This window comes from Paraburkholderia sp. D1E, from assembly GCF_052682275.1.
This window is the reverse complement of record NZ_JBQYMB010000001.1, coordinates 8,044,001-8,069,748: the sequence shown is the minus strand read 5'-3', so window position 1 is coordinate 8,069,748 and position 25,748 is coordinate 8,044,001. Positions and strand designations below refer to the sequence as shown.

Genomic DNA, 25,748 nt, shown 5'->3' with positions numbered 1-25,748 from the left:
GCACGGCGCCCGCGCCGCTTTGTCATCCGTTGCTTATCTTAAATGCAGCCTTAAATGTAACGGCGGCGACCGGCACAGTAACGGTACAATCGATTCGATACCGTTCGGTACAGTTGGAGCCCGTTATGTCAGTCCCGCTTGCGCAGATTCCCACCCCGCACGATACGACGTCGCTGACGCTGGTTGAGCAGCTCGTCCAGTGGGCGCGCCGCCGCATCGAGGAGCGCGTGTTCCGTCCCGGCATGCGGATGCCGTCGATCCGTAAGCTCGCGCTCGACAAGGGCGTGTCGCGCTTCACCGTGGTCGAGGCGTACGAGCGACTGGTGGCGCAGGGCTATCTGGAGTCGCGGCGCGGTTCCGGCTTCTATGTGCGTGAACGCTTGGGCGGTGCGCCTACGGCTGAGATCCGTACGATCGCCGCGGCGGCGCCCGCGCCCGCCACAATCGACGTCGTCTGGCTGCTGCGCAATATGCTGCATACGGGCGCGCGCCCCGAGCGCAGCCCGGGCTTGGGCTACCTGCCGGGGCGCTGGCTCGACGGCGATCTGATCACCAACGCGCTGCGCACGCTGGGCCGGCAAAGCGGCGCGCAGATGCTTGGCATCGGCACGCCACAGGGTTTTTTGCCGTTGCGCCAGCAGTTGCAGACGCGGCTCGAAGAGCTGGAAATCGGCGCCTCGCCGGATCAGATCGTGATGGTTTCCGGCGTCACCCAGGCGATCGACCTGATTTCGCGGATTTACGTGAAGCCGGGCGATGCGGTGATCGTCGGCGATCCGGCCTGGTTTCAGATGTTTGGGCGTTTCGCGTCGCAGGGCGCGCGGCTGGTCGGTATGCCGTACACGCCGGATGGGCCGGACCTCGACGCGCTCGAATCGCTCGTAGAGACCTGGCGGCCGAAAATGCTGGTGATCAATTCGGTGCTGCAAAATCCCACCGGCACCTCGCTTACGGCCGCCCAGGCGTTTCGCATTCTGCGTCTCGCCGAGGCCTACGATTTCATCCTCGTCGAAGACGATATTTACGGCGATCTGTGCCCGCCGAGCTACCCGGGCACGCGGCTCGCGAGCCTCGACCAGTTAAAGCGCGTGATCTACCTGGGCAGTTTTTCGAAGACACTCGCGCCGAATCTGCGCGTGGGTTTTATCGCTTGCGCGCCGGAAGTGGCCACGGCCGTCAGCGACCAGAAAATGCTGGTCGGCATGACGAGCCCCGAATTGAACGAGCGCGTGCTCTACAAGATTCTCACTGAGGGCCATTACCGCCGGCACGTCGAGCGGGTGCGCGCGCGGCTCGACGGCGTGCGCGAAAAGTCCGTGCGGATGCTCGAGAAGACCGGCATGAAGCTGTTTCTGACGCCTACGGCGGGCATGTTCCTGTGGGCCGACACGGGCGTCGACGCGAGCGCGCTCGCGGCCGCCGGCCACGAAGACGGCTTCCTGCTGACGCCCGGGAGTCTGTTTTCCCCGTTACAGTCGCCGACCACGTGGATGCGCTTCAATATCGCCAACTGCGGCGATCCCGAGCTGTCGACGTTCCTGTGCCGCTATCTGGACAGCGTTGCGCGGCGCGCCTCTTGAAACTGTGCGGGCGCGTCCCCAATTACGCGGGCAATGTTTAACCCCATTCGTATTCGTAACAGAGAGGAAGTCCGACCATGGCACAAGAAACCATGAGCTTTCAGGCAGAAGTTAAACAACTTCTGCACCTGATGATCCATTCGCTGTACAGCAACAAGGAAATCTTCCTGCGCGAGCTGATTTCGAACGCGTCCGACGCGGCCGACAAGCTGCGCTTCGAAGCGATCGAAAACAGCGCGTTGTACGAAAACGATCCGAATCTACGGATTCGCGTGTCGTACGACAAGGCCGCGCGCACCATCACACTCGACGACAACGGCATCGGCATGAGCCGTGACGAAGCGATCGCCAATCTCGGCACGATCGCGCGCTCGGGCACCAAGGAATTCTTCGGCAAGCTCTCCGGCGACCAGCAGAAAGACGCGGCGCTGATCGGGCAGTTCGGCGTGGGCTTCTATTCGGGCTTCATCGTCGCGGACAAGATCTCGGTCGAAACGCGCCGTGCCGGTTTGCCGGCCTCGGAAGGCGTCCGCTGGGAAAGCGCGGGCGAGGGCGATTTCGCGGTGGAGCAGATCGAACGCGCCGCGCGCGGCACGACCATCACATTGCATCTGCGTGCCGATGAAGACGAGCTGCTGTCGTCGCATCGTCTGAAATCGATCATTCAGAAGTACTCGGACCACGTCGCGCTGCCGATCCTGATGGCGAAGGAAGAGTGGGACGCCGAAAAGAGCGAGATGGTCACGAAGGACGAGGACGAGACCGTCAACCAGGCGAGCGCGCTGTGGACCCGTTCGAAGAACGACATCACCGAAGAGCAGTACAAGCAGTTCTACCAGCACCTCTCGCACGATCATCAGGATCCGCTGACGTGGACGCATAACCGCGTCGAAGGCCGCAGCGAATACACGCAACTGCTGTATGTGCCGACGCATGCGCCGTTCGACATGTTCAACCGCGATCATCGCGGCGGCCTGAAGCTGTACGTGAAGCGCGTGTTCATCATGGACGACGCCGAACAACTGCTGCCGGCGTATTTGCGGTTTGTGAAGGGCGTGGTCGATTCGGCTGATTTGCCGTTGAACGTGTCGCGCGAAATCCTCCAGGAAAGCCGCGATGTGAAGGCGATCCGCGAAGGCGTGACCAAGCGTTCGCTGTCGATGCTCGAAGAATTGGCGAATTCGGAGAACGATGCCGATAAGGAAAAGTATGCCGGCTTCTGGAAGGAATTCGGTCAGGTGCTGAAGGAAGGCATCGGCGAAGACTTCGCCAATCGCGAGCGCATCGCGAAGCTGGTGCGCTTTGCGTCCACGCATACGGAATCGCCCGAGCAGACCGTGTCGCTCGCCGACTATGTCTCGCGGATGAAGCCCGAGCAAACGAAGATCTACTACGTGACCGCCGACACCTGGCAGGCCGCGACCCACAGCCCGCACCTCGAAGTATTCCGCAAGAAGGGCGTGGAAGTGCTGCTGCTGACCGATCGCGTCGATGAATGGATGCTGTCGTTCCTGACCGAATTCGACGGCAAGCCGCTGCAAAGCGTCGCGCGTGGCGATCTCGATCTGGGTGCGCTGAATGACGAAGAAAAGCAGGCGCAGGAAAAGGTCGGCGAAGAGTTCAAGCCGCTCGTCGACAAGATGAAAGAAGCGCTGAAGGACAAGGCCAAGGACGTGCGCTTGACGTTCCGGCTGACCGACTCGCCGTCCTGCCTCGTGGCGGACGATGGCGAAATGAGCGGCTATCTGCAACGTATGCTGAAGGCCGCGGGTCAGGAAGCGCCGTCGTTCCATCCGATTCTCGAAGTGAATCCGGAACATGCGCTGGTGAAGGGCTTGCATGCGGACGCTGCGAATTTCGACGACTGGTGCCATCTGCTGTTCGATCAGGCGTTGCTCGCTGAAGGTGGTGCACTGGAGGATCCGGCTAGCTTCGTGAAACGCACCAACGCGTTGTTGTTGGCGCGTGCGGGTTGAGTTTCGGGTTTAAGTTGAGCCTGGATCGGCGTCGCTTTGACGCTTGTGGTTGAAAAATGCGCTGCTTCGGCAGCGCATTTTTTTTGCCCTGCGCCTTATTTTCCGACTGCACGGTGAAGGTTTTGCGCAGAGACCTGGATGAGCCGCGGTAAGGTTTTAGTGTGCGGATGCGGACGCTTGCCCGTGCAAATGACGCACTTGAGAAAGCACGGAGCCGGCTAGTTCCTTAGCCTCGATGCAGGAATGATGGTCGGCCAGTACTTTCGCCGCGAGACTGCCGATCGCTGTGCTGGTTTGTTTAGACGTGTGGTGCTGCGCGAGCGCGGAACCGGCTAATTCCTTTTCCTGATACAAGGCGCCTGGGCGCCGCAAAACGACTGCGGCCAGATGTGCGATGCGGTCAGAAGTTTCTCTCGAGTTCGTAGTATTCAACTGTTACTCCTTTTCGTTTGTTGTTGATCCGGACGATCTGGCGTATCGCTATATATCGACCGGAAAATAATTATGGTTAACTAATCAAATATACTCAACAAAACTAAATTGAGATTGATTTATAGGATATGAAAGCGTGCATTTATCTTATGCTCGCGCGATCGAAATTCGGATGCTCAAAGGATTATTTGCAATCTTTAAGCCATTTATGCACCGAGTCTTATTTTTGCGATTACGCGTTCCTGCGCGCGACAACCTCTCTGTATTCTTATGTCCGATTCCACCTTGGTGAAACCTGCCGATCCTGTGTGTCTGCTGTGGTCGATTTTGCGCGAGCAAGGCTTCGACGCCGCCGAGCGACGAGCCCGCGAACTCATTGCGGAGGGCGTTACGCCGCAGCTGCATGCAGACTTGTGTGCGAGCGTGGGACGCTTCGCGGAGGCGTATCACAGCGCATCGCAAGCGCAAGCTGCTATGAACGGAGTGCGTCATGCCCACGTGGCGCTCTTCGCCGACGCGCTCGGCCGCGTCGAGCTCGCGCAGCGCAACAGCGAGTTGGCGGTAATCGCGCAGCCCTCGGCTGCGACGGTCGAATGGATTGTCTGGCTGATTGACCGCTGCGGCGCCCATTCGGCGGCGGTGCACATGTTGCGCGCCTATGAACGGCACGCGCCGCACGATGCGCGCGCGCCGTGGTGGCTGGCGCTTTCGCTAGGCTCGCTGCCGGACGCGGATGCGGACGCGCGAGCTGAGCGTCGCGCGGCATTGCTGCGGGCCCACGCACTTGATCCGGCGATTCATCCCGCGTTGCCATTGCAACTCACGCTGGCGTTCCGGGAGATCCGTGATTGGTCCACGGTCGAACGCGTTTGTCGCGAGATGCTCGCACGTAATCCGGTTGATGCCGAGATGGCCTGGCAACTGAGCCATGCGCAATGGCAGCGCAACGACGCGGCTGCGGCAGAGGCCACCATGCGTGCTGTCGATCTCGCCGCACCGGGTCATGCAGCGGTGCTGGCTGCGATTGGCATGTATCTCGCCGAACAGGCACGTTTTGACGACAGCGAAGCAGCGCTACATGCAGCGCTTGTTATCGATCCTTCAGCAGCACAGGCGGCCGTCGACCTAGCTGACCTCGAGTTGCGACGCGGCGACTGGTCGAGCGCATGGCCGCACTTCGAGGCGCGGCTTACACGTGACGATCGCGAGCCGAATAACGTCGTGACTGTCATGGGGATGTTGGGACCGCGCTGGCAAGGTGAGCCGCTTGCCGGCAAGACGCTGGTCGTGCACAGCGAACAGGGCAACGGCGATGACATCCACATGGTTCGATTCGTCCCGGCGCTGGCGGCGCGCGTGCGCGATGAAGGTGGCCGCCTGGTGCTGGCAGTGCGTCGTCCGTTACTGGGCTTGTTGAGACGTTTTTACGCCGACTGTGTCGCGATCGAAGACGGTATTGGCTGCAAGGCAGACTTCGTTTTGCCGATGATGACCATGCCGCATAAGCTGGGACTACTGCCCGATCAGGTAAGTGGCACGCCGTATCTGCAGGCGGATGCAGACAACGTGGCGGCATGGCGTGAGCGGGTGAGCGCATGTGCGGAGAATGCAGCGCTACATATCGGGCTCGTGTGGTCCGGCAGTCCGACTCATCGGCGCGACGCGAAACGGTCGATTCCCCTTGCGGCGTTGGCTCCGGTGCTGACGCTACCCGGCGTTGTATTCCATCCGCTGACGCCAGGCCGTAGTGCGGACGTAGCGGCGTTGACGGAGCACGGCTATCGCGTTCACGATCTGACGGGACATTACGAGTCCGGTTTCGACGACGTTGCCGCGCACCTCACGGCGCTCGACGCACTGCTGACCATCGACAGCGCGCCATTGCATTTAGCCGGCGCATTGGGGCGCCCGGTGCTGGCAATGCTGGATCATGTGTCGCACTGGTCATGGGGCAATGAGGAGGCGCAGCCCTGGTATGACTCCCTTGAGTTGTTTAGGCAGCCAGCCCCGGGCGAGTGGACGCCGGTGATTGAACGCGTGGTGAGCCGCCTGAAGGCGATGGCACCTTTTCCCGCGTAGATCCAGTTGAAAAAAACATCCTGTCGAACGTAAGTAGTTGCCCATCAAGATCAATGCACGACCCAAACCGCTCACTTGACCACCTGTCGACCGACATGGCAAACCTCGATACGCTGTCCGCTCGGGCCGATGTCTACTTCGCAGCAGGGCAAACACACGAAGCGATGCTCGAGTATCAGCGGCTGCTGGACCAACAACCGCAAAACGCTCACGCGCTTCATCGGATGGGGCTAGCCTGCTTTCGCGTGGATCAACCCGAACGTGCCCGACATTATCTGGATCAGGCGCTGACCGCCGCCCCCGAGCGCACGGACATCTGGGAGCATCGAGGCTTGCTTGCCGCGATGCAGGGCGACCGGACCGCCGCTGAAGCGTTTTATTATCGCGCGCTTACGCTGGCTGGCAGCACCGCGAGCTTGCATCGGAATCTGGCTGATTGTCTGAAGCTCTCCGGCCGCCTCGCCGAAGCGCGGACTCACTACATCAGGGCGCTCGAACTCGATCCGGGCTTGCGCCATGCCGTCCGCACCCTGGCGAGAGTCAGCACGGAATTGGGACAGTTCGCCGCCGCCGCGGATTATTGGCTGCACGCGTGGGCGCTCGACTCGACACAAATATCCGACGCAGTCGAGTTAATCACTGCCATGTCGAAAGCCGGACACGACGCACAAATCGATACGATGCTTGCGGAGCTTTGCACCCGCTTCGCAACCGATGCCGCGGCGCTGGAACAATTGGCCTTTGCACTGAATGGCACGCATCGCTTCAGAGATGCCATTAGTGTGGCAGCGCAAGGGCTCGCCACCGATCCTGGGAATGCCGGCTTGCATCACAACGCGTCGTATGCGTTCAATATGCTTGGGGAATTTTCTTCCATGCAGTTGCATACTATCGAGGCTGCGAGGCTGGTGCCCGATCACGCTCGGATCCAGTTCAATCTCGCAGCAACGCAACTGCGTTTCGGCGACTTCAAGCAGGGCTGGAAACAATATCGATGGCATGAAGCGCTGCCGGAAAATCACGATCTTGTTCGCCCCGATTTTCCCGAATGGAAAGGAGAGCCCGTGGCGGGACGTCGCTTCCTGCTTGTCGGTGAGCAAGGGCTTGGTGATCAGCTCCAGTTTCTGCGCATGGCTGACTGGTTGCATCGGCAGGGCGCGATCGTCGACGTGTGGGTTGAGGGTCCGCTAGGCGAGTTGGCGCGCGATGCCGCAGGAGTGCACGCGGCATGGGTATCCGCGCCGCCGGGCCCCTACGATTACTGGTGCCGGATGCTCAGGGTGCCGGAGTATATGAAGCTGGACTTGTCGATGTTGCCTGTCGCGATGCCGTATCTGGCAGCGGAGCCGGCGAAGGTCCGGCGCTGGCAAGCCCGCATCGACGCGATTGATCCAGTGGATGTGCGCGGCGGGTCCAGAAAACGCGTCGGAATTGTCTGGGCGGGCAATCCGGATTATGGGCTAGACCGCTATCGGTCGATTCAGTTGAGCAAATGGCGGCGAGTTCTGCAGCAGTTTGGCGTGACATGGTTTTCGCTGCAAAAGGGCGACGCGCAAAATGAAGCGGTAGCGTTGTCCACGGATATCGACATGCACGTGCTCGGACCGGAAATCAACAGTTTTTCCGATACATTGGCGATTGTCCAAACGCTCGATCTGGTGATTACGGTCGACACCGCGGTTGCGCACCTGGCCGGGGCGTGTGCCGCACCGGTCTGGGTCCTGTTGCCCACCTGCACGGATTGGCGCTGGATGAGCGAGCGCCACGATAGCCCGTGGTATCCGTCCGCGCGGCTATTCAGGCAACGGGAGCTTGGTCGATGGGAAACGGTGCTGGATGACGTGGCGAATGCACTGCGAGAATACGTGGCTGCCTGAATCGGGCGCGCCGAAAGCGCCCCCGAATTACCGTCTAGGAGAGATCTGCAGCGGCTAACGCCTACTTCCGTCCCATCAACGTATCCATCGTCTCACCACGCACGACGATCTCGGTGCGGCGGTTGAGCGTACGCCCTTCGGGCGTATCGTTGCTCGCCACGGGATTGTTGTACGCATAGCCCTTCGTGCGGATCCGGTTCAACGCTACCCCGCGTGCCACCAGCGCGTAACCCACCGCAGTGGCGCGCGCTTCCGAAAGCTGCTGGTTGTAGTCGAGCGTGCCGACGTTGTCCGTATATCCCTCGACCAATACGGGCTTCTTGCTGCGATTGAGCAGCACAGCGGAACGGTTGATCACTGCGACCGCGTCGCCGCGCACTTCGGATTTGCCGAATTCGAACAACGCGGATTCGGGCAGCCTGACTGAAACTCCGTTGGCGACCGGCGTCACCTCGATGCCGACTGCCTTGTTTAGCGATGTTTCAGTATCGCGGTTCAGCGGGGCTGTGCAACCAGCCATCAGCAGGACAGACACCGTGCAAGCAGTTGCGCCCAGGAAAGTTCTCATGGTTCTTCTTTCTCCTTCAATATCCGATCACATGGCGCGCCCTTCAATCGTGGGCGGACCGCCGACTTCGTCAAGCACGAAGGTTGTATCGCGCGTCATAGGCCGAGGAGAATCGGATCTATCCGAAATCCGTCATCTGTTTAAGGTGGTCCAGCATCTGGGGGGGTGCTAACCGAACTTCCTGACGGAGGGAGGGATGAGGCGCTGGCAAGCGTCTGACGGCGTCGCCGTTATAATCCGACACCATGCCTATCCGTTTCGATGCCGCCGACGCCCACTGGCGCGTCGCGCCCTTACCCGGCTTCAGCGCCGCCCAGAAAGACTGGTTGACCCGCGGCGGATCGCTGACCGCGCATCTGCGTACGCTCGGCGAGGTCGTGGTGCGTGTGACGTGCGAAGCCGTTGCGCTGCCGTGGGCCGACGAGCACGCCGCGCTCGGCCTTGCGCCACGCGCGCCGGTGTGGGTTCGGGAGGTGGTGTTATCGGTGGACGGCGTCCCGTTCGTCGCGGCGCACAGCATCGCGCCACTCGCGGCGAGCACCGGTGTATGGCAAGCCACGCGCCGGCTGCGCACGCGGCCGCTCGCCGAGCTGCTCTACAGTGATAGCAGCGTCGCACGTTCTTCGTTGGTGAGCCGCAGGTTGACGGCACGTCATCCGTTGTACCGGCTGGCCGCGCGCGAGATAGACAGGCTGCGGCCGCATGCGCTGGTCGCACGCCGCTCGGTGTTCGAGCGCCACGGTGCGCCGTTGATGGTGACCGAATGCATGTTGCCCGCACTGTGGGCGCGTCTGGCGTCTTCGGCGTGCGCACCGTCTGCACACGCGATGGCCGCGCCCGCGCCGCAACGCACTCATGCGAGGGAGCACGGCCGGCCGCTCGAGCATACGGCGTCGCGCGCCCATGGTACGCCGCGTGCGGAGCAAGAACATCTTTCCGAACGCGAGCGGGGCACGCATGAATCCGGGCACGCGCCGGCATCGGACAACAAGGTGAAGCGCTGATGCTGCGTGGCTTTCCCCCCGTCGTCGCGGCGGATACGCATACGCTGATTCTCGGCAGCTTTCCGGGCGAAGCCTCGCTTGCGGCCACTCAGTATTACGCGCATCCGCGCAATCAGTTCTGGCGTTTGCTCGGCACGGTACTCGACGAACCGCTTGCCGAACTTGCTTACGAGGAGCGGCTAAGGCACTTGCTATCTCACGGCATCGGCGTGTGGGACGTGCTCGCCGCCTGCGAGCGCGAAGGCAGTCTCGACGCCGCGATCCGCAATGCCAGCCCCAACGATTTTGCTTCGCTGCGCGCCCACGCGCCGAAGCTTGCCAAAGTCTGCTTCAACGGCAAGACGGCGGGCCGCTTTGCGCCGGTGATCGGCGAAGCCGGCTACGTCACCCTCGTATTGCCTTCGTCGAGTCCGGCGAATGCTATGCTCACGTTCGACCAAAAATTGCGTCTCTGGCGCGACATCCTTACATGACCAAATTGATCAAGCGCGCCTCGGCTGAAGCACGCGCGTTCCGCAACAAAGACGCTGACGCGGGCGACAGCACGCTGAACAGGAACAAAGTAGTGCGCAGCAAAAAGCGGGCGCTGCACGACGACGATCTACACGACGCGCCGCAAATCGAAGCGCCGCGCAAGCCGCGTTTCGCACCGGTCACGTTCTCGGAAGAGGGCGGTGTGCGCTTCCTGCACTTCGGCACGGAATGGGTGCAAGGTGCGATGCGTCTGCGCAAGCCGGATCACATCGAACTCGAATACGCCCAGCAGATGATGGCCTGGCTGCTGTTCATTGAAACGCCCAGGCGCATCGTCCAGTTGGGTCTCGGCGCAGCAGCGCTGACCAAGTTTGCATACCGTTTCCTGACGCGTGCAAAAGTCGAAGCGGTCGAGCTGAATCCGGCGGTTGTGGTGGCTGCGCGCACGATGTTCGAACTGCCGCACGACGACGCACGTCTGACCGTGCACGAAATGGACGCATGGGATTTCGTCAACGACCGCGCCAACCACGGCACGATCGGCGCGTTGCAGATCGACGTCTACGATGCCACCGCGCGTGGTCCGGTGCTCGACAGCGTCGGCTTCTATCGTGCGGTGCGCGCGTGTCTGACCGACGCGGGCGTGGTGACGGTGAACCTGTTCGGCGATCATCCGAGCTTCGTGCGCAACATGAAGCGTCTGAACGAAGCCTTCGACGGCCGCGTGGTCGCGCTGCCGGAAGTGCATGATGGCAACCGCATCGCGATCGCCTTCTCGGGCCCGGCGCTCGACGTGCCGTTCACGACGCTGCAAGCGCGTGCGAAGCTGATCGAAGCGGAACTGGGCTTGCCGGCGCGCAAGTGGATCAAGGGGCTGCAGGAATCGACCGGGCAGAACGGCAGCGCCTTCTCGGTCTGATGTGAGAATGGGTCGGGCCGGTTGAGGCTGGTTTGGCTCAGGTTCAACCCGGGCAGGTCCGGCTTGCCTCTGGCCGGTCCGCCCTGAACCCGGGCGACGCGAAGCAGCCGGGCTGCCGAACCGGCCGGACCAAAGCAGCCGGAGCACATATATATGTGTATGCAACTGGGGCTCCTCTTGCCCCACGCTCTCCAAGGCTTCGCATTTCCCGTTGCGCTCATGCGACGGTTCCCCAGTACACCGGCGCTGCCGGTTCGATTCCCTGGATACCCAGCACGCATGTCACCCATCGTGACCCAGCCCTCCGCGTCCATCCTCACCTCTGCTAAACCGCCGCCCCGCGCGCCCCAGCAGCACATTTGCGCCTCGGGTCGTCCCTGCTTGACCGGACGTTCTCGGCTCCTATACTCTTTCGAAGCTTTCGGGGTGCCCGTGGCTTACCTGCGACGGGGCATCCACCACCCGTCCACACACGGGCCAACATTTCAATAATAGGGAAGAGGAGACGCCATGGCTCACGACGCCAACGCGAACAAAACCAGTAAGCACTGGCTCTGGTTGCTGCTGTTGCCCTGGATCGCAATGATCTGGGTGCCGTCATATAACAAGGTCGAACCTCAGTTGTTCGATTTCCCGTTCTTCTACTGGTATCAGCTCCTGTGGGTGCTGATTAGCGCGATCATCACGGCGCTCGTGTACTTCAAGACCAAGACCCGCTCAGTCGGCAAATCGGGCAGCTCGCAAGGGGGCGCACAATAATGAACGCCACCGCAACTTTCGTCTTCGTCCTGTTTTTCATCGGCGTCACCATTCTCGGCTTTATCGCGGCTCACTGGCGCAAAGGCGATCTGGCCCATCTGGAAGAGTGGGGCCTCGGCGGCCGTCGCTTCGGCACCGTCGTCACGTGGTTTCTGCTGGGCGGCGACCTGTACACTGCCTACACCTTCATCGCCGTACCGGCGCTGGTGTTCGGTGCGGGCGCAACGGGTTTCTTCGCGCTGCCTTACACGATCCTGATCTATCCGTTCGCGTTCGTCGTGTTCCCGAAACTGTGGAGCATCGCCAAACGTCAGGGCTACGTGACATCGGCTGACTTCGTCTCTGCACGCTACGGCAGCCGCATGCTGGCACTGGCGATCGCCGTGACCGGCATTGTCGCGACGATGCCGTACATCGCGCTGCAACTGGTCGGTATCGAAGTGGTGATCGGCGCGTTGGGTTTCGACACCAAGGGCTTCGTCGGCGATCTGCCGTTGATCATCGCGTTCGCGATCCTGGCGGCTTACACGTACACGTCGGGCCTGCGCGCGCCGGCCATGATCGCGGTCGTCAAGGACGTGCTGATCTATATCGTGATCTTTGCCGCGATCATCGTGATCCCGCCGCAATTGGGCGGCTTCGGCCATATCTTCAGCGTGGTGCCGCCTGCCAAGCTGTTGCTGAAGGCGCCGGACGTGTCGAGCCTGAACGGCTACAGCGCGTACGCGACGCTTGCGGTCGGCTCGGCGCTCGCGCTGTTCCTGTACCCGCACTCGATCACCGCGGTGCTATCGTCGAAGTCGGGTAACACGATCCGCCGCAACATGGCGATGCTGCCGGCTTACTCGCTGGTGCTCGGCCTGCTCGCGCTGCTGGGCTTCATGGCGCTGGCGTCGGGCGTGAAGGACATGCCGGAATTCGCGCCGTACTTCAAGGCGTTCGGCCCGAACTTCGCGGTGCCGGCGCTGTTCCTGCACTTCTTCCCGTCGTGGTTCGTCGGCGTGGCGTTCGCGGCGATCGGCATCGGCGCGCTGGTGCCGGCGGCGATCATGTCGATTGCGGCCGCGAACCTGTACACGCGCAACATCCACAAGGAGTTCGTGAACCGCAACATGTCGCATGAGCAGGAGACCAATGTCGCGAAGCTGGTGTCGCTGATCGTTAAGGTCGGCGCGGTCGCGTTCATTCTTGGTTTGCCGTTGACGTATGCGATCCAGTTGCAACTGCTGGGCGGCATCTGGATCATCCAGACACTGCCGGCCATCGTGTTGGGTCTGTACACGCGTGTGCTCGATTACCGCGGCCTGCTGATCGGCTGGGCGGTCGGCATCGCAACCGGCACATGGATGGCGATTTCGCTGAAGCTGGCGGGCTCGATTTTCACCATCCATCTGTTTGGCATGGCCATTCCGGGCTATGCGGCGGTGTGGTCGCTGATCGTCAACCTGGTGGTGTCGGTGATAGTCAGCCTGCTGGTGCGGATGTTCGGCATGCAGCGCGCCGAGGATCGCACCCGTCCGGAAGACTATCTGGACGTGGTCGAAGGCTAAGTCAGCCGTTCCATCCCGCCTGAAAAAGCAACGCCCGCAGACAAAAATTTGCGGGCGTTTGTCTTTCTGGGGTACTCCAGGGCACGATAGCGGAACTGTCCTTCAGAGCGTCCGTCGCGCAGCCATGGCACCCGCCGATTCCCACACTGTGATTGCACGCCGCTCGGCCATTAGCCGCATGGTGCGCACGATCACGTCGCCGTACTACCGCTATCGCCACGCGAAGGTGCTGCATAGCCTGCGCGTGGGCGTCGCGATGCTGGTGTCGATTCTCGCGACCACCGGTATCAACATTCCTCACGGTATCTGGTCGTCGGTGACCTTGCTGGTGGTGATCGGCGGCTTGCAGCATCACGGCAATATCCGCAAGAAGGCCGCGGACCGGGCGGCAGGGACACTGCTCGGCGCGGCGATCGGACTGCTGCTCATCCTGACGCAGAATCTGACCGGGTCGCTACCGCTCACCTATGTGCTGATGTCGATCGTCGCGGCGATCTGCGCGTGGTTCGCTATCGGATCGTCGGGGTATATCGGTCTGCTGACGGCGATCACGATGTGCATCGTCGCGGGTCATGGCGACAATCTGATCGACGTCGGTCTATGGCGAACGCTGAACGTGCTGATCGGCATTGTGATCGCGCTGGCTTTTTCGTTCGCGTTGCCGCTGCACGCAACTTATTCCTGGCGTTACGGGCTCGCCGCCAATCTGCGCGCCTGCGCGCAGATCTACACCCGTTTGCTGGATGGGGAGACGATCAGCGAGGACGAACAGGTCAAACGCTTCCTCGCGATCAACAAGCGGCTGGTTCAGTTGCGCTCGCTGATGCCTTCGGTGGCGAAGGAGATCGACGTGCCGCAGGCCAGGCTCGAAGAGATCCAGCGGCTGCATCGCTCGGTACTCAGTTCGCTGGAATTGCTGGCAACCGGCCCGCTGATGCGCGCCGATGCCGCGGCGCGCGCGGCATATGCGCGGGAGTGCGGCGTCGAGGTGCACGCCGTGCGCGGCATTCTGCTAGCGATGGCGCGCGGCCTGCGTTTCGGCCGCGCGACGCATTTTGGCATTCCGGCCGCGTCGCCGCTCGCACCGGCGCGTACCGGCGCGGCGCTGGAATTGCCGCCCGACCTGCAAGGGCCGTATTGGCTCGGGCAGCGGCTTGCTGAACAGGTGGACCGGCTGCGCACGTTGCTGCTGGAGACCGAGTCGAACTGGAACATCGAGCGGCATTCGCGTACTTTGCTGAAGGCTTAGCTTTCACGCGTTGGTCGAGTCGCCCGGCGTGGCGGGCTGAGACAGGCCGTGGCTACATACTGCACGGCTGCTGCATGGTTATGGCGACCGGTGTCGGCAAACCACCGCGGCCGCAACCGACGCCGCCGCCGTGCATGACGCGCTCAGGCATCCGGCAGCGTCACCATCCACGCGAGACCGAAGCGGTCTACCACCATCCCGAAGCCCTTGCTCCAGAAGGTGGCTTGCCACGGCATCGTTACCGAACCGCCGTCGGCCAGCGCGTTGAAATATTTTTCGCCCAATTCGGCGTTGTCTGCCGTCAGGGAGAGGCTGAAGCCGCTGAAGGTAGCCTGGGGATCGCAGTGGCCGTCGGAAGCCATCCAGTTAGTCGAGCCGAGCTTGATCGTGGCGTGCATGATCTTTTCTTCCAGACCGGGCCGCGGCTGGTTCTCCGGGTCGGGGTTGGGCGGCGCGTCCTTGTAGCGCATCAGGAGCAACACCTCAGCGCCAAGCTTCTCGGTGTAGTACTTGAGCGCTTCTTCACAGCGGCCGTTGAAAAATACATAAGGCTGAACGTACATGATCGTCTCCCGGAATAGGGTCAGCGGCGCCGCGTTCCTTCGGCCAATGGCAGAGAGGAGCGGGCGTGCAGACGATTGTAGTCGTCTGTTGGAGCAGCGATTGTGACATTGTGTCGGCGACGGGCGACGGGCGACGGGCGACGGGCGCTGCGGCGCAGGGCGCCTCCAACTCGCCGGGGTAAACGGCATGCGGCCCTGAACCGGAAAGGTTCAGGGCCGCATGCTTGACTGCGTGTTTAAGCTATACGGCCGCGGGCTTTAACGCAGCGCTTCGATCAGCTTTTCCAGCTTGACGGCGTCTGCGGCGAACGCGCGGATGCCTTCAGCAAGCTTTTCGGTCGCCATGGCTTCGTCGTTGACGAGGAAACGGAACGACGATTCGTCGACCGGCACGCGTTCGATGTCCGCATCCTTGCCCAATTCAGGCGACAGCTTGCGCTCGACCTTCTCCGTGCTCTCCTGAAGCTTTTGCAGCAGATCCGGACTGATGGTCAGCAGATCGCAGCCGGCCAGTTCCAGAACCTGGCCCGGGGTGCGGAAGCTCGCGCCCATCACCTCGGTCTTATAGCCGAATTTCTTGTAGTACGCGTAAATGCGGCGCACCGATTTGACGCCCGGATCATTGGCGCCGCCGTCTTTCGCTTCGTCCCACGCGCTGCCGGCGTTCTTCTTGTACCAGTCGTAGATGCGGCCGACGAACGGCGAAATCAGTTGCGCGCCCGCTTCGGCACAGGCGGCGGCCTGTGCGAGCGAAAACAGCAGCGTCATGTTGCAGTGGATGCCTTCCTTCTGCAGCACTTCAGCCGCCCGGACGCCTTCCCATGTGGAGGCCAGCTTGATCAGCACGCGTTCGCGGCCGATGCCGTGGTCTTTGTACAGGGCGATCAACTCACGGCCCTTGGCGATCGACGCTTCGGTGTCGAACGACAGGCGCGCGTCCACTTCGGTCGACACACGACCCGGGATGATCTTGAGGATTTCGGTGCCGAACGCGATCAGCAACTGGTCGATGACCGCGCCGACCGGTTTCGACGCGTGCGCTTTCACGGTCTTTTCGAGCAGCGGTTTGTAGTCGTCTTTCTGGACAGCCTTCAGAATCAGCGACGGATTGGTGGTCGCGTCCTGCGGCTTGTACTGGGCAAGCTGCTGGAAGTCGCCGGTATCGGCCACGACGGTGGTGTATTGCTTGAGTTGGTCGAGTGCGGTTGTCATGTTCGAGCCTTCATGGCGCGCGTGCGCCGTGGTTCAGGAGAAATGAGATCGCCGCCGGACGGAACAGGCAAAACCGTTCCGGCGGCCGCGGGTCACGCTGCAGCGTCTGCCCGCCATGTTGCCGGGGAATTTTGACGGAAAGCGCTGCCGGATGCTTCTATTCTATGGCGGATCGCCTGATGCAGTATTGACACTTGGTCCCGGCGATCCGTTCAAACGGATTTCGGGTGGCCGATTTCCGGTGTCGATTTCCGGCGCGGGCTTCTGGCCCCGACTTCCGGCACCGGTTTGCCATCGGCGAATTTTCGCATGCAAATTTTCTCCGACGAATCAGGCGCGCCGGGCGTTCAGCACCAGTTGCGTCAGCACGCCCGCCACCAGCCCCCAGAACGCCGAGCCGATCGACAGCAGGGTAAGGCCCGAGGCCGTCACCATGAACGTCACCAGCGCCGCCTCGCGCTGCTTCACGTCCTGCATTGAGTTGGCAAGGCCGCTCATGATCGAGCCGAACAGTGCCAACGCCGCGACGGAGACCACCAGTGCCTTCGGCAGGGCGGAGAACAGCGCTGCGATGGTCGCACCGAAAATCCCGGCGATCAGATAGAAAATACCGCACCAGACCGCCGCGGTGTAACGCTTGTCGCGGTTTTCGTGCGCCTCGGGGCCGGTGCAGATCGCCGCCGTAATCGCCGCAAGATTGATGCCGTGCGAGCCGAACGGCGCGAGCAGCAGCGAGGCGATACCCGTCGTCGAAATCAGCGGCGCGGACGGCGTGGTGTAGCCGTCCGCGCGCAGCACGGCGATGCCCGGTACGTTTTGCGACGCCATCGCCACGACGAACAGCGGAATACCGATGCTGATGCTCGCCGCGACCGAAAACGCCGGCATCGTGAACACCGGGTGCGCGAGCGCGACGTGAAAGTGGCTGAAGTCGAGCAGACCGAGGCCGCCGGCCGCGGCCGTGCCGACGATCAGCGTCGTCACGATCGCGTAGCGCGGCGCGAGGCGTTTGACGATCAGGTAGGTGAAGAACATGGTCAGCACGAGCGCGGTCTGGAACTGCGCGGCGCGGAAAATCTCGATGCCAATCTCGAACAGAATGCCCGCCAGCAAAGCCGAGGCGATGCCCGCCGGAATTTTCTTCATCAGCGTATCGAACCAGCCGGTCAGGCCGACCACCGTCAGCAACACCGCGCAGACGATGAACGCGCCGATGGCCTCAGGGTAGGCCACATGCGGCAGCGAAGACACCAGCAGCGCCGCGCCCGGCGTTGACCAGGCAATCACGATGGGGGCGCGAAAGCGCAGCGAGAGGCCGATCGTGCAGACGGCCATGCCGATCGACAGCGCCCAGATCCACGAGGAAATCTGTGCGTCAGTGAGATGCGCGGCCTGACCCGCCTGGAACATCAGCACCAGCGAACTGGTGTAACCCGTCATCATCGCGACGAAACCGGCGACGATGGTGGACAGCGAGGTGTCGGTGAATGGGTTGAGGCGCCCGGCGTGCGCGCCGGCAGGGGACAAATCGGGCGATGAAGAGGGGCTCATGCAGAGGCTTTCTTATAGTTGGGGTGAAAACGTGATCTGTTATTTGCTCAGCGTGCGCATCGCCGTTTCGAGTCCGGCGAGCGTGAGCGGATACATGCGGTGACCGAGTACTTCCCGGATCGCGCTGACCGATTGCCGGTATGCCCACAAACCTTCCGGCTCCGGATTCAGCCACGCATGATGCGGGAAATGATCGGCAAGGCGGCGCAGCCACACGGCGCCGGCTTCGGCGTTGTTGTATTCGACCGAACCGCCCGGTTGCAGTACTTCGTATGGGCTCATGGTCGCATCGCCGACGAAGATCAGCTTGTAGTCGGGCGTGAACTTGTGCAGCACGTCCCACGTCGGCATGCGCTCGGCGTGACGGCGGCGATTGTTCTTCCACAGGAAGTCGTACACGCAGTTGTGGAAGTAATAGAACTCGAGATGCTTGAATTCGGCCTTGGCGGCGGAAAAGAGCTCTTCGGTGCGCTTGATGTGATCGTCCATCGAGCCGCCGACGTCGAGCAGCATCAGCACTTTCACCTTGTTGTGCCGCTCCGGCACCATCTTCAGGTCGAGCCAGCCGGCGTTTGCGGCGGTGCTGCGGATCGTGTCCGGCAGATCGAGTTCTTCGGCCGCGCCTTCGCGAGCGAAACGGCGCAAGCGGCGCAGCGCGATCTTGATGTTCCGTGTGCCGATTTCGACCTGATCGTCGTAATCGCGATAGGCGCGCGCCTCCCACACCTTCACCGCGGTGCGATTGCCCGCCGCGTCGTCGCCGATGCGCACACCCTCAGGGTTATAGCCACCGTTGCCGAACGGCGAGGTGCCGCCCGTGCCGATCCATTTGTTGCCGCCTTCGTGGCGCTCCTTCTGTTCGTCGAACAGTTCCTTCAGGCGGTCCATCAGCTTGTCGAGCCCGCCCATCGCTTCGATCTGCGCTTTTTCTTCGGGCGAGAGATCGCGTTGCAGCTTCTTCTTCAGCCAGTCGAGCGGGACGTCGAAGGCGAGCTCCGAGGCTTGTGCGATGCCATTGAAATACGCGCCGAACGCCTGGTCGAACTTGTCGAAATATTGTTCGTCTTTGACCAGCGTGATGCGCGCGAGATAGTAGAACTCGTCGAGCGACGGCGCGATCACATTGGCTTTCAGCGCCTCGAGCAGCGTCAGGTATTCCTTCACCGACACCGGCAGTTTGGCGGCGCGCAGCGAGTAGAAGAAGTCGATCAGCATGCTGTGTCCTTCGCGGCTGAGGTGCGGCGCGGGGCGCGCATCAGCCGGGTATCAACGCGTTTCAACGGTGTTTCAGCGGTTATTGCGGTTCATGAAGATCAGCCGTTCGAACAGGCTCACGTCCTGTTCGTTCTTCAGGAGCGCGCCGTGCAGCGGCGGGATGATCTGCTTCTGGTCGGACGAGCGCAGCGCTTCGGGCGGAATGTCTTCGGCGAGCAGCAGCTTTAGCCAGTCGAGCAGTTCCGAGGTGGACGGCTTCTTTTTCAGACCTGCGACGTTGCGCAACTCGAAGAAGCTCTGCATGGCAGCGGCGAGCAGTTCCTTCTTGATGCCGGGGTAGTGCACCTCGACGATCTGCTGCATCGTCACCGGCTCGGGGAATTTGATGTAGTGGAAAAAGCAGCGGCGCAGGAACGCGTCGGGCAGTTCCTTCTCGTTGTTCGACGTGATGATCACGAGCGGGCGCTGTTTCGCGCGGATCAGCTCGTGGGTCTCGTACACGTAGAACTCCATGCGGTCGAGTTCGCGCAGCAGGTCGTTCGGAAATTCGATGTCGGCCTTGTCGATCTCGTCGATCAGGAGCACCGTTTGCTCGTCCGACTCGAACGTCTGCCACAACACGCCCTTCACGATGTAGTTGCGGATGTCCTTGACGCGCTCGTCGCCGAGTTGCGAATCGCGCAGGCGCGACACCGCGTCGTATTCGTACAGGCCTTGCTGGGCCTTGGTGGTGGACTTGATATGCCATTGCAACAGCGGCATGCCGAGCGCGGCGGCGACCTCTTCGGCGAGCATGGTTTTGCCCGTGCCGGGTTCGCCCTTGATGAGCAGCGGGCGCTTCAGCGTCATCGCGGCGTTGACCGCGAGCTTGAGGTCGTCGGTGGCGACGTACTGCGATGAGCCTTCAAAACGCATGGCGAGATGCTCTTTTTTGGGAAAAAACCCAGTATAAGTCAGAAGGCCTGTTGCGCTGAAACGGGCTCGCGTAAGGTGTGACCCGCGGTGTCGGACGACGAGATGAGCGCGCATCCGGCACGTGCGAGTGCCCCGTACGCTCGCCTGGCGTGCCCGGTGGGCGGGCGCGCCAGGCGTCGCGGGCAAGACGGGCGAAGCGCAACGGGCGGCACAAAGCCATGCGGAACCGGCGCGGCGGAGCAAAAGCGGCGCTAGTCGTGGCTTTGCGGCGCTCGGATGCGCCGCGGCCCCGCGCTGTGGACGTTCGGCGCGGCGTCGCGGTACAATTAGCCCGATTTTTTTGGCCTGCGTGGCTACCCTATAAGAAGAACGGCGCGGGTCGTTGCCTTTTTTGGGCGCCCGTTCCCCTCAAGCCAGGTTACATGCTATGAATAAATTCGTCGGCAAACACGTCGTGATCGCAGCGCTGTCGGTGCTCGCGGGCTATGCGGCCAGTGCGCAGGCAGCGGATGTCGTCGGCAACCCGAAGGTGGGTCAAGGCAAGGTCGCGATGTGTATTGGCTGCCACGGCATCCCTGAATACCGCACGGCTTACCCTGAGGTCTACCGCGTGCCGATGCTCGGCGGCCAGAATCAGGCGTACCTCGAGAACGCCATGCATGGCTACAAGAAGGGCGACCGCCACTTCGAAACGATGCACGCGATCACCGCGTCGCTGTCGGATCAGGACATCGCCGACATCGCTGCCTACTACGCAGCGCAAAATTCCTCTTCGAAGAGCAATCCCGACAAGTGATCGGCTGCGATCATCCATCCAGTCACTCGGTTACTTATATTCGCGGGATAGGAGAATTCATGAATAAGCCCCAACAGGCACTCCACACGGTGTTCAAGGCTGCATGCGCGTCGGCGGCACTGATCGGTCTGGTTGCAGCGAACGGCGCGTACGCCGCTGACGCCGGCAACGGCAAGGTGCTGGCAGACAGCCACAACTGCGCGGCTTGCCACGGCGTCAACCTGAACAAGCCGGTGAGCCCGGAATATCCGAAGCTCGCGGGTCAGCATGCTGACTACGTCTACTGGGCGCTGCGCCAGTACCAGATGGGCAACGGCAACCCGCACCTCGGTCGCAACAACGCGATCATGCAGGCGCAGGTGCAAAGCCTGTCGCCGAGCGACATGAAGGACCTCGCGGCCTATGTCGAATCGCTGAACGGCGATCTGGTGCAAAAGAAGTAACAGCGTCGCGCTGTTTTTGCGTTGTTTTCGAATTGAACGACACCCCGCTTCGGCGGGGTGTTGTGCTTTTGGGGTCAGTCGCGCGTGGCGCGCCGCTCGATACGCTGCAAATAGGCGTCGGTGTCCGGCGGGGTGCCGGTGCGCTGTGCTTCCCAGATGGTTTCGCCGAGGCAGTCCATGATCGCGTGCTGCGCCTCGTGGGTCGAGCCAAGCCGGGCTGCGAGCCGCTCGTGCGCCGCGCGGATGCCCGGCGGCTGGTCGATCGACAACTGTTCGGTGATCGCCAGATGCATCGACAGATGCAGGAACGGGTTGGTCTGGCCGCGTTCGGGCGAGTAGTCCTGCGTCTGGGCGGCTTCCGGGTTGGTTAGATCGGCGTGATATTCCGGATGCTCGACGATCCAGTCGGCTGCGATCGCTTCGAGCGGCGTCAGAATCTCGCCCTGACGCTGCTTGCGCCAGGTGTCGGTGAAAAATTGGCGGACTTCGTCGCGGCTGGGATTGAACATCGTGGGAGCGGTGCGGTTAGTGTGGGGCGGGTTTGAAGGGTGTGATTTTACGCCGGGGCAGGGCGGCTTGCTGGCGCCGCGAAGGGTTCGGAGGGCGTGGGCGCAGCTGGTGGATGCGGCGTAGGCGATGCAAGAAGACGCCACGGCGATGCCGAGTCTCTCGCGCACGCGCCAAACCCCGCCGCCCTCAAAGATCTGGCGGCGGCGTCTTGGGCCGGAATTCGCACAGTGGCTCGATCACGCAATGCCAGCATTCCGGCCGGCGCGCCTTGCACACATAACGGCCGTGCAGAATCAGCCAGTGGTGGGCGTCCTGCTTGAACTCGGCGGGCGTGAATTTCTCCAGCGCCGCTTCGACCGCGCGCACGTCTTTGCCAGGCGCGAGCCCAGTTCGATTCGCAACCCGAAAGATGTGTGTATCGACCGCGATAGTCGGATGACCGAACGCCGTGTTCAGGATCACGTTCGCCGTTTTACGGCCGACTCCTGGCAAGCTCTCGAGCGCTTCACGATCCTCCGGCACTTCACCGCCGTACTGGTCGAGCAGAATGCGGCAGGTTGCGATCACATTCTTCGCCTTGGTCCGATACAGGCCAATCGTCCTGATGTAGCCGGTAACCCCTTCTTCGCCGAGATCGAAGACCTTCTGCGGCGTGTTCGCAATGGGGAACATCTTGCGCATCGCCTTGTTCACCGACACGTCGGTGGCCTGCGCCGACAGCAGCACGGCAATCAGCAGTTCGAACGGTGTGGTGTACTCGAGTTCGGTCGTGGGATGTGGGTTGAGACTCTGAAGCGTCTCGTAGATGGCGCGGCGTTTGTTCGCGTTCATGCGCAGCGTAGAGTTAAAGGTTAGCGCTTCGTTGGCGGAGTATCGGTGTTGCCCGCGGCGAGTCCGAGACGGCGGCGGCGTGCTTCGGCGGCGTCGATCTGCGCCTGCACGTCGGCGCTGACGCGTTCCGTATTCTGGGGCCCTTGGCCCTTGGCGGCCAACTCTTCTTTCTTCTGACGTGCACGCTCGAGCGCGGCCTGGATGATCGCGCGTTTTTTCGCTTCGGCGTCGTCTGCTGCGGGCTCCGCGGGTGTTGCCTCGGCACTGGTTTCCATTGTTTGAGCGGGCGTGCTGCTGACCGCTCGCCGCGCTGCAGCACGCGCCTCGGCCGCTTCGCGTTCGCGTGCGAGACGGGCCTCACGCCGGTTGTGGCGCTCGCGCGCGGCGTCGGCCTGGCTTTGGCTCCACGCGTCCCAGCCGGTTGCCTCACCCGTGACCGGCGGCATTGCAATGCAGTCGACCGGGCAGGGGGGCACGCACAGGTCGCAACCGGTGCAGAGCTCGGTAATCACCGTGTGCATCTGTTTCGGTGCGCCAACTATTGCATCGACCGGACAGGCCTGCATGCACAGCGTGCAGCCGATGCAAACCTGTTCGTCGATAACCGCCAACGGACGCGGTCTTTCGACGCCGTTGGCGGAATTGAGCGGAATCACCGGTTTGCCGAGCAGTGCGGCGAGGCGCGCGATGCCTTCGACGCCACCCGGCGGGCACTGGTTGTAGTCAGCTTCGCCATTGGCGACGGCTTCGGCATAGGGACGGCACGCCGGATAGCCGCACTTTGTGCATTGCGTTTGGGGCAGCAGATCCTCGATGAGGTCTGCGAGTGTTTTGGAGTCGATCACGGTCACAACGTTAGGGCTTGCCTTGCGGCCGCGTAGCTTGAACTAAATAGCACATTATCGCCGATTTCCCCAATTGCCATCCGCAATCCATGTGCCATAATCGAAGCGCTTTTTCGAAAGACCGCATAAGGGTGTTCCCCCAACCAGCCCGTTCAGTGCTGTCGGTGCAAGGCCCGAGGAGAGGCCGGCGGCGCGATCCGGATAACGCGGCTCACGAAGACGATGCCACCATGAATCAGCCGAAAATCAAAAGAGATCCTGAAGGCACGCGGCGCCGCATTCTACTTGCGGCGGCCGAAGAGTTTGCAAATGGAGGGTTATTCGGCGCACGCGTCGATCAGATCGCCCGCCGCGCGGAAACTAATGAACGCATGCTCTATTACTACTTCGGTAGCAAGGAGCAACTTTTCACTGCGGTACTCGAGCACGCATTCAGCGCGCTCAATGAAGCGGAACGAACGCTCGAACTGAATGGTGTCGCGCCGGTCGAGGCTGTTACGCGCCTTGCGCATTTTGTTTGGGATTACTACCGCGATCATCCCGAGTTACTGCGTCTCGTTAACAACGAGAATCTGCATGAGGCACGCTACATGCAGAAGTCGACGCGCATCCGGGAAATGATCTCGCCGATCGTCGCCACGCTCGGCGGCATTCTCGAACGTGGCCAACGCGCGGGGCTGTTTCGCACCAACGTCGATCCGTTGCGCTTTTACGTGACGCTGTCCGGCATGGGCTATTACATCGTGTCGAACCGTTTCACGCTCGAAGCGACACTTGGTCGCGATTTCAGCACTGCGAGCGAACGAAGTGAAGTTGTCCAGATGAACACTGAGTTGCTGCTTGCGTATCTGTTGCGGAAGTAAGCCGCTGCACGGCTGCGCATAAAGGGCAAAAGAAGCGTCACAAGCAGCGTCAGAAACGACAACGGCCTCTGAAGAAGAGGCCGTTGTTCACATCTGCGCGTGCGATGCTCAGGCTTCGACTTTTTCCTTCGTTACCTTGGGCGCCTTGTTGTGCTCGAGGATGAAGTCGCGCAGTTGCGGATAGATGATGGTGCGCCAGCGGCGGCCCGAGAAAATGCCATAGTGGCCGCATTTTTCCGCGGTGAAGTGACGCTTGTCCTTCTCCGGAATGCCGGTGCACAGATCATGTGCCGCGAACGTCTGACCGTCACCGGAGATATCGTCCAGCTCGCCTTCGATCGTGAAGAGCGCGGTCTTCTTGATGTCCTGCGGACGCACCCGTTCGCCCGCGACGTCCCACGTGCCGTCGGCGAGACTGAACTCCTGGAACACCACGCGAATCGTGTCGAGGTAATAGTCCGCGTCCATGTCGAGTACGGCGTTGTACTCGTCGTAGAAGCGGCGATGTGCTTCCGCGTCGTCTTCGTCGCCGCGCAGGAGGCTTTGGTAGAAGTCCCAGTGCGAAGCGGCGTGACGTTCCGGGTTCATCGCGACGAAACCGGTGTGTTGCAGGAAGCCCGGGTAAACCTTACGGCCCACACCCGGATAGTTCGGCGGCACCGTGAAGATCACGTTGTTTTCGAACCATTCATACGAGTGCTGCGTGGCCAGCGAGTTGACCGAGGTCGGGCTCTTGCGTGCGTCAATCGGGCCACCCATCATCGTCATGGTGCGCGGCGTGTCTTCGCCGCGGCTTGCCATCAGCGAAATGGCGGCGAGCACCGGCACGGTGGGTTGACACACCGAGATCACGTGCAGATTCTTCGCGCCGATGTGGCGGATGAATTCCTGAATGTAGGCGACGTAATCGTCGAGATGAAACTCGCCTTCTTCGAGCGGCACCATGCGTGCGTCGATCCAGTCGGTCAGGTAGACCTTGTGGTCTTGCAGCAACGTACGCACGGTATCGCGTAGCAGCGTGGCGTGGTGGCCCGACAACGGTGCGCACACCAGCACGACAGGCTCATCTTTCAATTGGGTGACAGCGTCGCTGTCGTCTGCGAAGCGCTTGAAGCGCATCAGGCGGCAAAACGGTTTTTCGATGATCGTTTGTTCGATGATCGGAATGTTATGACCGTCTTTGACAATCTGATGGAGGTTGAATTCGGGCTTTTCGTAATCTTTGCCGAGCCGGTAGAGCAGTTCGTAACCGGCTGAAAGGCGTGTGGCACCGGGCACGTAGGCCAAGGGGCTTGCCGGATTCGCGAATGATTTCGACGCGGCCTGGGCCCAGGCGGTAAGAGGGCTCAACATCGCCCGCTGGAATTCGTGCAATTGGTAGAGCATGGGTGCTCCGTTTAGGCGGTTCGCATGGGGCTTGGCAAACACGCGTGTGGCGTTGCGGCAGGCCGTATTGGTTGTGGGCGCATTGATTTTCGGCCAACAATCTGATCGATGATACTGAACAAAGCGTACTTGTGCAATGCAGCAATTTGCG

Annotated in this window: 24 protein-coding genes; 13 read left to right on the top strand and 11 right to left on the bottom strand. The window is 61.7% G+C overall.

Annotated elements, in window-relative coordinates:
- Positions 1-125: 125 nt before the first annotated feature.
- Together ACUN0E_RS36165 and htpG are read left to right on the top strand one after the other, a co-directional pair.
- On the top strand, positions 126-1,580 hold the full coding sequence (locus ACUN0E_RS36165; RefSeq protein ID WP_408239946.1) for an aminotransferase-like domain-containing protein: 1,455 nt from the start codon (positions 126-128) through the stop codon (positions 1,578-1,580).
- Between the two features lie 77 nt (positions 1,581-1,657).
- Positions 1,658-3,556: a molecular chaperone HtpG gene (gene htpG / locus ACUN0E_RS36160; protein WP_445569590.1), complete on the top strand. Its 1,899-nt coding sequence runs from the start codon at positions 1,658-1,660 to the stop codon at positions 3,554-3,556.
- A 156-nt stretch (positions 3,557-3,712) separates the two neighbouring features.
- Here htpG and ACUN0E_RS36155 read toward each other — a convergent pair whose 3' ends face one another.
- Positions 3,713-3,988 carry a hypothetical protein gene (locus ACUN0E_RS36155; protein ID WP_445569589.1) on the bottom strand — a complete coding sequence of 92 codons (276 nt, stop codon included), beginning with the start codon at positions 3,986-3,988 and terminating at the stop codon, positions 3,713-3,715.
- Between the two features lie 270 nt (positions 3,989-4,258).
- On the opposite strand from ACUN0E_RS36155, the gene ACUN0E_RS36150 reads away from it, so the two are divergent.
- Together ACUN0E_RS36150 and ACUN0E_RS36145 are read left to right on the top strand one after the other, a co-directional pair.
- Positions 4,259-6,067, top strand: coding sequence for a hypothetical protein (locus ACUN0E_RS36150; protein WP_445569588.1), 1,809 nt, complete (start codon positions 4,259-4,261; stop codon positions 6,065-6,067).
- Between the two features lie 53 nt (positions 6,068-6,120).
- The gene (locus tag ACUN0E_RS36145) at positions 6,121-7,944 is read left to right on the top strand and encodes a tetratricopeptide repeat protein (protein ID WP_445569587.1); all 1,824 of its coding nucleotides are present in this window, start codon (positions 6,121-6,123) and stop codon (positions 7,942-7,944) included.
- 61 nt (positions 7,945-8,005) lie between these two features.
- Here the strand turns inward: ACUN0E_RS36145 and ACUN0E_RS36140 are convergent, their stop codons facing one another.
- Positions 8,006-8,512 (bottom strand): OmpA family protein, encoded by a 507-nt coding sequence (locus tag ACUN0E_RS36140; RefSeq protein WP_445569586.1) that lies wholly within the window; start codon positions 8,510-8,512, stop codon positions 8,006-8,008.
- A 245-nt stretch (positions 8,513-8,757) separates the two neighbouring features.
- Here ACUN0E_RS36140 and ACUN0E_RS36135 point away from each other — a divergent pair, with 245 nt between their 5' ends.
- The 6 genes from ACUN0E_RS36135 to ACUN0E_RS36110 all read left to right on the top strand — a co-directional run bounded on the left by ACUN0E_RS36135 (position 8,758) and on the right by ACUN0E_RS36110 (position 14,467).
- Positions 8,758-9,516 (top strand): chorismate--pyruvate lyase family protein, encoded by a 759-nt coding sequence (locus ACUN0E_RS36135; RefSeq protein ID WP_445569585.1) that lies wholly within the window; start codon positions 8,758-8,760, stop codon positions 9,514-9,516.
- Positions 9,516-9,989 (top strand): DNA-deoxyinosine glycosylase, encoded by a 474-nt coding sequence (locus ACUN0E_RS36130; protein ID WP_445569584.1) that lies wholly within the window; start codon positions 9,516-9,518, stop codon positions 9,987-9,989. The genes ACUN0E_RS36135 and ACUN0E_RS36130 overlap by 1 nt, the downstream gene beginning before the upstream one ends.
- On the top strand, positions 9,986-10,909 hold the full coding sequence (locus ACUN0E_RS36125) for a spermidine synthase (RefSeq protein WP_408239970.1): 924 nt from the start codon (positions 9,986-9,988) through the stop codon (positions 10,907-10,909). Before ACUN0E_RS36130 ends, ACUN0E_RS36125 begins: the two co-directional genes overlap by 4 nt.
- A 510-nt stretch (positions 10,910-11,419) precedes the next feature.
- On the top strand, positions 11,420-11,668 hold the full coding sequence (locus ACUN0E_RS36120; RefSeq protein WP_445569583.1) for a DUF3311 domain-containing protein: 249 nt from the start codon (positions 11,420-11,422) through the stop codon (positions 11,666-11,668).
- A complete protein-coding gene (gene mctP, locus ACUN0E_RS36115; protein WP_445569582.1) occupies positions 11,668-13,218 on the top strand; it encodes a monocarboxylate uptake permease MctP in 1,551 nt (516 codons plus the stop codon). The genes ACUN0E_RS36120 and mctP overlap by 1 nt, the downstream gene beginning before the upstream one ends.
- Positions 13,219-13,342: 124 nt before the next feature.
- On the top strand, positions 13,343-14,467 hold the full coding sequence (locus ACUN0E_RS36110) for an FUSC family protein (protein WP_445569581.1): 1,125 nt from the start codon (positions 13,343-13,345) through the stop codon (positions 14,465-14,467).
- A gap of 143 nt (positions 14,468-14,610) precedes the next feature.
- Here the strand turns inward: ACUN0E_RS36110 and ACUN0E_RS36105 are convergent, their stop codons facing one another.
- The 5 genes from ACUN0E_RS36105 to ACUN0E_RS36085 form a co-directional block, all read right to left on the bottom strand.
- Positions 14,611-15,030 (bottom strand): VOC family protein, encoded by a 420-nt coding sequence (locus ACUN0E_RS36105; RefSeq protein WP_408239982.1) that lies wholly within the window; start codon positions 15,028-15,030, stop codon positions 14,611-14,613.
- Positions 15,031-15,288: 258 nt separating this feature from the next.
- Positions 15,289-16,242, bottom strand: a complete 954-nt coding sequence (gene tal, locus ACUN0E_RS36100) for a transaldolase (RefSeq protein ID WP_408213746.1) — start codon at positions 16,240-16,242, stop codon at positions 15,289-15,291.
- 330 nt (positions 16,243-16,572) lie between these two features.
- Positions 16,573-17,793, bottom strand: coding sequence for a benzoate/H(+) symporter BenE family transporter (locus tag ACUN0E_RS36095; protein WP_408239988.1), 1,221 nt, complete (start codon positions 17,791-17,793; stop codon positions 16,573-16,575).
- A gap of 39 nt (positions 17,794-17,832) precedes the next feature.
- A complete protein-coding gene (locus ACUN0E_RS36090) occupies positions 17,833-19,008 on the bottom strand; it encodes a vWA domain-containing protein (RefSeq protein ID WP_445569580.1) in 1,176 nt (391 codons plus the stop codon).
- Positions 19,009-19,080: 72 nt separating this feature from the next.
- Complete coding sequence (locus ACUN0E_RS36085; protein WP_445569579.1) at positions 19,081-19,923, bottom strand: AAA family ATPase; 843 nt, start codon at positions 19,921-19,923, stop codon at positions 19,081-19,083.
- A 427-nt stretch (positions 19,924-20,350) separates the two neighbouring features.
- Between ACUN0E_RS36085 and ACUN0E_RS36080 the strand changes: the two genes are divergently transcribed.
- Together ACUN0E_RS36080 and ACUN0E_RS36075 are read left to right on the top strand one after the other, a co-directional pair.
- Positions 20,351-20,719 (top strand): c-type cytochrome, encoded by a 369-nt coding sequence (locus tag ACUN0E_RS36080; RefSeq protein ID WP_408213738.1) that lies wholly within the window; start codon positions 20,351-20,353, stop codon positions 20,717-20,719.
- A 59-nt stretch (positions 20,720-20,778) separates the two neighbouring features.
- Entirely contained in the window at positions 20,779-21,162 is a 384-nt protein-coding gene (locus ACUN0E_RS36075) for a c-type cytochrome (RefSeq protein WP_408213735.1), read from the top strand.
- 74 nt (positions 21,163-21,236) lie between these two features.
- On the opposite strand, the gene ACUN0E_RS36070 is transcribed toward ACUN0E_RS36075, so the two are convergent.
- The 3 genes from ACUN0E_RS36070 to rsxB form a co-directional block, all read right to left on the bottom strand.
- Complete coding sequence (locus ACUN0E_RS36070; protein ID WP_408213732.1) at positions 21,237-21,671, bottom strand: DUF1841 family protein; 435 nt, start codon at positions 21,669-21,671, stop codon at positions 21,237-21,239.
- 187 nt (positions 21,672-21,858) lie between these two features.
- A complete protein-coding gene (nth, locus tag ACUN0E_RS36065) occupies positions 21,859-22,503 on the bottom strand; it encodes an endonuclease III (protein ID WP_408239994.1) in 645 nt (214 codons plus the stop codon).
- A gap of 20 nt (positions 22,504-22,523) precedes the next feature.
- A complete protein-coding gene (rsxB, locus tag ACUN0E_RS36060) occupies positions 22,524-23,348 on the bottom strand; it encodes an electron transport complex subunit RsxB (RefSeq protein WP_408239997.1) in 825 nt (274 codons plus the stop codon).
- 230 nt (positions 23,349-23,578) lie between these two features.
- On the opposite strand from rsxB, the gene ACUN0E_RS36055 reads away from it, so the two are divergent.
- Positions 23,579-24,211 carry a TetR family transcriptional regulator gene (locus tag ACUN0E_RS36055; RefSeq protein ID WP_408240000.1) on the top strand — a complete coding sequence of 211 codons (633 nt, stop codon included), beginning with the start codon at positions 23,579-23,581 and terminating at the stop codon, positions 24,209-24,211.
- A 108-nt stretch (positions 24,212-24,319) separates the two neighbouring features.
- Here the strand turns inward: ACUN0E_RS36055 and ACUN0E_RS36050 are convergent, their stop codons facing one another.
- Positions 24,320-25,597, bottom strand: coding sequence for a polyhydroxyalkanoate depolymerase (locus tag ACUN0E_RS36050; RefSeq protein WP_408240003.1), 1,278 nt, complete (start codon positions 25,595-25,597; stop codon positions 24,320-24,322).
- Positions 25,598-25,748 lie beyond the last annotated feature (151 nt).

What these genes read in the sequence shown, in the direction of transcription:
- ACUN0E_RS36120 (WP_445569583.1), top strand. Translation starts at nt 11,420, where the DNA reads ATGGCTCACGACGCCAACGCGAACAAAACCAGTAAGCACTGGCTCTGG.
- htpG (WP_445569590.1), top strand. Translation starts at nt 1,658, where the DNA reads ATGGCACAAGAAACCATGAGCTTTCAGGCAGAAGTTAAACAACTTCTG.
- ACUN0E_RS36075 (WP_408213735.1), top strand. Translation starts at nt 20,779, where the DNA reads ATGAATAAGCCCCAACAGGCACTCCACACGGTGTTCAAGGCTGCATGC.
- ACUN0E_RS36130 (WP_445569584.1), top strand. Translation starts at nt 9,516, where the DNA reads ATGCTGCGTGGCTTTCCCCCCGTCGTCGCGGCGGATACGCATACGCTG.
- ACUN0E_RS36105 (WP_408239982.1), bottom strand. Translation starts at nt 15,030, where the DNA reads ATGTACGTTCAGCCTTATGTATTTTTCAACGGCCGCTGTGAAGAAGCG.
- ACUN0E_RS36150 (WP_445569588.1), top strand. Translation starts at nt 4,259, where the DNA reads ATGTCCGATTCCACCTTGGTGAAACCTGCCGATCCTGTGTGTCTGCTG.
- ACUN0E_RS36085 (WP_445569579.1), bottom strand. Translation starts at nt 19,923, where the DNA reads ATGCGTTTTGAAGGCTCATCGCAGTACGTCGCCACCGACGACCTCAAG.
- ACUN0E_RS36125 (WP_408239970.1), top strand. Translation starts at nt 9,986, where the DNA reads ATGACCAAATTGATCAAGCGCGCCTCGGCTGAAGCACGCGCGTTCCGC.
- ACUN0E_RS36135 (WP_445569585.1), top strand. Translation starts at nt 8,758, where the DNA reads ATGCCTATCCGTTTCGATGCCGCCGACGCCCACTGGCGCGTCGCGCCC.
- ACUN0E_RS36070 (WP_408213732.1), bottom strand. Translation starts at nt 21,671, where the DNA reads ATGTTCAATCCCAGCCGCGACGAAGTCCGCCAATTTTTCACCGACACC.
- nth (WP_408239994.1), bottom strand. Translation starts at nt 22,503, where the DNA reads ATGAACGCGAACAAACGCCGCGCCATCTACGAGACGCTTCAGAGTCTC.
- ACUN0E_RS36145 (WP_445569587.1), top strand. Translation starts at nt 6,121, where the DNA reads ATGCACGACCCAAACCGCTCACTTGACCACCTGTCGACCGACATGGCA.
- ACUN0E_RS36165 (WP_408239946.1), top strand. Translation starts at nt 126, where the DNA reads ATGTCAGTCCCGCTTGCGCAGATTCCCACCCCGCACGATACGACGTCG.
- ACUN0E_RS36080 (WP_408213738.1), top strand. Translation starts at nt 20,351, where the DNA reads ATGAATAAATTCGTCGGCAAACACGTCGTGATCGCAGCGCTGTCGGTG.
- ACUN0E_RS36095 (WP_408239988.1), bottom strand. Translation starts at nt 17,793, where the DNA reads ATGAGCCCCTCTTCATCGCCCGATTTGTCCCCTGCCGGCGCGCACGCC.
- ACUN0E_RS36090 (WP_445569580.1), bottom strand. Translation starts at nt 19,008, where the DNA reads ATGCTGATCGACTTCTTCTACTCGCTGCGCGCCGCCAAACTGCCGGTG.
- ACUN0E_RS36110 (WP_445569581.1), top strand. Translation starts at nt 13,343, where the DNA reads ATGGCACCCGCCGATTCCCACACTGTGATTGCACGCCGCTCGGCCATT.
- ACUN0E_RS36050 (WP_408240003.1), bottom strand. Translation starts at nt 25,597, where the DNA reads ATGCTCTACCAATTGCACGAATTCCAGCGGGCGATGTTGAGCCCTCTT.
- tal (WP_408213746.1), bottom strand. Translation starts at nt 16,242, where the DNA reads ATGACAACCGCACTCGACCAACTCAAGCAATACACCACCGTCGTGGCC.
- ACUN0E_RS36140 (WP_445569586.1), bottom strand. Translation starts at nt 8,512, where the DNA reads ATGAGAACTTTCCTGGGCGCAACTGCTTGCACGGTGTCTGTCCTGCTG.
- ACUN0E_RS36055 (WP_408240000.1), top strand. Translation starts at nt 23,579, where the DNA reads ATGAATCAGCCGAAAATCAAAAGAGATCCTGAAGGCACGCGGCGCCGC.
- mctP (WP_445569582.1), top strand. Translation starts at nt 11,668, where the DNA reads ATGAACGCCACCGCAACTTTCGTCTTCGTCCTGTTTTTCATCGGCGTC.